Annotated in this window: 3 protein-coding genes; 2 read left to right on the top strand and 1 reads right to left on the bottom strand. The window is 61.2% G+C overall.

Annotated features, from left to right (window positions below):
* Window positions 1-506 (bottom strand): transposase family protein (locus IEY69_RS21525; RefSeq protein WP_505706024.1); only part of this gene is annotated, 506 nt, incomplete at its 3' end.
* Window positions 507-1,184: 678 nt separating this feature from the next.
* On the opposite strand from IEY69_RS21525, the gene IEY69_RS21520 reads away from it, so the two are divergent.
* Window positions 1,185-1,505 (top strand): hypothetical protein, encoded by a 321-nt coding sequence (locus tag IEY69_RS21520; protein ID WP_229784211.1) that lies wholly within the window; start codon window positions 1,185-1,187, stop codon window positions 1,503-1,505.
* 11 nt (window positions 1,506-1,516) lie between these two features.
* Window positions 1,517-3,205 carry a cation:proton antiporter domain-containing protein gene (locus tag IEY69_RS21515; protein WP_189075116.1) on the top strand — a complete coding sequence of 563 codons (1,689 nt, stop codon included), beginning with the start codon at window positions 1,517-1,519 and terminating at the stop codon, window positions 3,203-3,205.
* The last annotated feature ends 64 nt before the right edge of the window (window positions 3,206-3,269 follow it).

Raw genomic sequence — 3,269 nt, 5'->3', positions numbered from 1 at the left:
CTGAAGAGGCATTCGATCAGGAACCTCCGGCGATATCGCGTCTGGATCGTTGTCACTGACCCCGCGTGACTGGCGATGATCAGCGCCTCACCATCTCGCGTGTGCGTCAGAACCACATTCATCGGTTGCCCGTAGACCACCGTGTCATCGACCAGCAGACCGGCCATGCCGGTCTGCAAACGACTCAGCCAGTCCTGTGCGGTCCAGTCGTCCATCAGCGTGTCACTCCTCAGTCGCACGCAGATGGGAATTCCACGGCGTGCCAGTCCCTGAATCCAGTCATAGCCGACGAATTCACGGTCGGCGTACAGGACCCGAATGTCCGCTGCACGGAGTAGGCAGAGGGCATCGTCCATGAGGGTGTGCCGGATCTCCGTATGGCTGCCGCCCCCATGGGGCAGCAGCTCGTAGAGGAGGGGGATCGCGACGCCCCGCCAGATGACAGCCAGGAGCAGGACGTTCACATCGGTCTGCCCGTACTTCCAGTTGCGGGCAGGCGTCCTCATGGGCGTCCGTTCTGCCCAAGAACGTCCGGTCAAGGATGAATTCCCGTGGTTTCGCGGAGGGAAGGAGCGTCAGAACGACCCGGGCGACATCGGCTGGCTGAATGGGATGCCGGTCAAAGAAGCGTTCCACACGGCGGATGACAGAGTCAGTGTGCGCGCTTCCTGGGAAGCGCGCGGCGAGTTCGGCATGCCGGACGTCCTTGCCCCCAAGGAGTGCGAGCACCATGAGGGAAAGCAGCTCGACCTGGTTCTTTCGGAACTCCGGGAAGTGCGCGGTAAAGCAGCGGGTCAGCTTGGCCAGGACATCGGGAGACGCGTTCTGTTCTCGCGTCTCAGCCGACCTTTCTCAAGCCCCCCGGGAAAGTGTCGGGTACTGAGGGGTTGCCCAAGTTGCTTGCGGGGCGAGCGGGGTTTCGAGGGCTGAGTTGGAGAAAAAATCTCGCTCCAGGGGCTATTTTTTATGAGGTCGCCATGCAGAAAGAGAATTATTTTTTCTAGATCCTGCACTCTGTTATGGCGGAAGATGCTAAATATTGGCAATTTGCCAGATATTGTGTAAAGTATCTATGTAAACTGATTGGCAAATGGAGGATCTTCACTGCGCTCCCGCTCATTCGGGGGTGCCTGGAGACCACATCACCCGTGACAGTGGGCGCTGAAGCTTCCTGTGGAGGAACAATGGCAACAAAATCAACCCGGCTCCAGGCTCTGATTCGTCACGCGATGGAGGAACACGCGGCGCGCGGTCATCAAGGCGACCTCCCAGAAGGAAAAGTCACCCTTCGCCTCCAGGCCACCGATGTGTTCTGGCTCTCCCAACTCGCTGAATTGATGGACGCCTCACGCACTCGCGCTGCCTCTCAACTTCTCTCCGCAGCCATCCGGGACGCCGCCCAGGCGGCCGGACTGGCGACCGAGGGCGAGGCGTTCCAAAGCGATTTCGAAGTGTTCCTGACCAAAGAATTCCCGCACGAGACCTCGCCGCCCTCTGACACCTGATTGGAGCTGCCATGCCACACCACACTGAACTGATCGCTGTCCTGGCCATTGGTCTGACCCTTGCCTTCTTCGGTGGCCTGATGGCCACCCGCCTCCGTCTCCCACCGCTGGTTGGCTACCTGCTTGCGGGTCTGGCGATCGGGCCGTTCACCCCAGGGTTTGTGGCTGATGCTGGCATTGCCGCACAACTCTCTGAGATCGGCGTCATGCTGCTGATGTTCGGCGTTGGTCTGCATTTCTCGATTGGTGATCTGTTGGCCGTTCGGCGCATCGCTGTGCCTGGCGCGCTGCTCCGCATTATCGCCATCACGCTGCTGAGTGTGGGTGTCTCCCAGCTCTGGGGCTGGACGGTCGGTCAAGGCGTCATTCTTGGCCTCGCGCTGTCGGTCGCCAGTACGGTGGTTCTCCTGCGCGCCCTGGAAGAGCGGGGCACGTTGGACACCAGCAACGGGAAGATTGCAGTGGGCTGGCTGGTGGTCGAAGACCTCGTGATGGTCCTGGCGCTGGTGATGCTGCCCGCGTTGGCCCCACTGCTGGGCAGCACCGAAAGTGGGCCACTGGACCTGGGGGCCTTGGGCGTTTCCCTGCTGCTGACCTTGGGCAAGATGACCCTGTTCGTGGCCGTGATGATGATCATTGGCCGGCGCTTTATTCCCTGGATGCTTGCTCGAGTGGCGCGCCTGGGCTCACGAGAGCTGTTCACCCTGGCGGTCCTGGGAACCGCGTTGGGGATCGCGTACGCCGCTGGGGCCCTGTTCGACGTTTCGTTCGCACTCGGAGCATTCCTGGCTGGCGTGGTCGCGAGCGAGAGCAAGTTCAGCCAGCAGGTTGCTGAGGACGCGCTGCCCTTTCAAGACGCCTTCGCCGTGTTGTTCTTCGTGTCGGTCGGCATGCTGTTCAATCCAGCGATTCTGCTTCAAGCGCCCCTGCTGGTTCTGGCCACGGCGCTGATCATCATCGTCGCGAAGACGCTGGTGGCTTTCTTCACCATGCGGCTGCTCAAGGCGTCCTTCGCCACAGCCCTGACCGTGGCCATCTCGTTGGCGCAGATCGGGGAGTTCTCCTTTATCCTGGCGACCCTTGGCCGGGACCTGAACTTGCTCAGCGCACAGGGCCAGAACCTGATCCTGGCGGGCGCCATCGTGTCCATCATCCTGAACCCTTTCCTGTTCCGCTTGATTCCCGTGATTGAGGCCTGGCAGCACCAGCGGGCCCCTCAAGAGATTCCACAGGATCTTCCTCCGGTTGGCGTGGCGCAGCACGCCGTCCTGGTCGGCTACGGCCGAGTCGGTCGACTAATCGCACGCACACTCCAGGACGAGAAGATCTCCTTTGTGGTGATTGAAGAGGATGAACGCCGGGTGGAGGAACTCCGGGAGGCAAATCTCCCCGTGGTGTACGGTGACGCGGCCCGTACGGACGTGCTGTCACGCGCTGGGTTGCTCGACGCGAGTGTGGTCATCATCGCTACGCCGGACGGTCCGCAGTCCCAGTTGATCCTGGAAAAGGTTCGCCGGATCAACCCCACCGTGCATGTCACCGCCAGGACCCACGACGAGCATACTCAGAAGGCGCTGCAGGACCTGGGTGCCAGTGACGTGCTGTACGGCGAGTACGAGCTTGGTCTGGCCATGGGCCATCATGTTCTGGCTGCGCTACGCAGCTCATCCGGGTCAGTGATCAAACCAGCAACTTCCTGACCTCAGTACCCGACACTTTCCCGGGGGGCTTGAGAAAGGTCGGCTGAGACGCGAGAACAGAACG

It is taken from the genome of Deinococcus sedimenti (assembly GCF_014648135.1).
Lineage (GTDB): Bacteria > Deinococcota > Deinococci > Deinococcales > Deinococcaceae > Deinococcus > Deinococcus sedimenti.
This window is presented reverse-complemented; position numbering and strand designations above follow the sequence as displayed.

Excerpts from the sequence above, each read along its gene's own strand:
- IEY69_RS21515 (WP_189075116.1), top strand. The coding sequence starts at position 1,517 with ATGCCACACCACACTGAACTGATCGCTGTCCTGGCCATTGGTCTGACC.
- IEY69_RS21520 (WP_229784211.1), top strand. The coding sequence starts at position 1,185 with ATGGCAACAAAATCAACCCGGCTCCAGGCTCTGATTCGTCACGCGATG.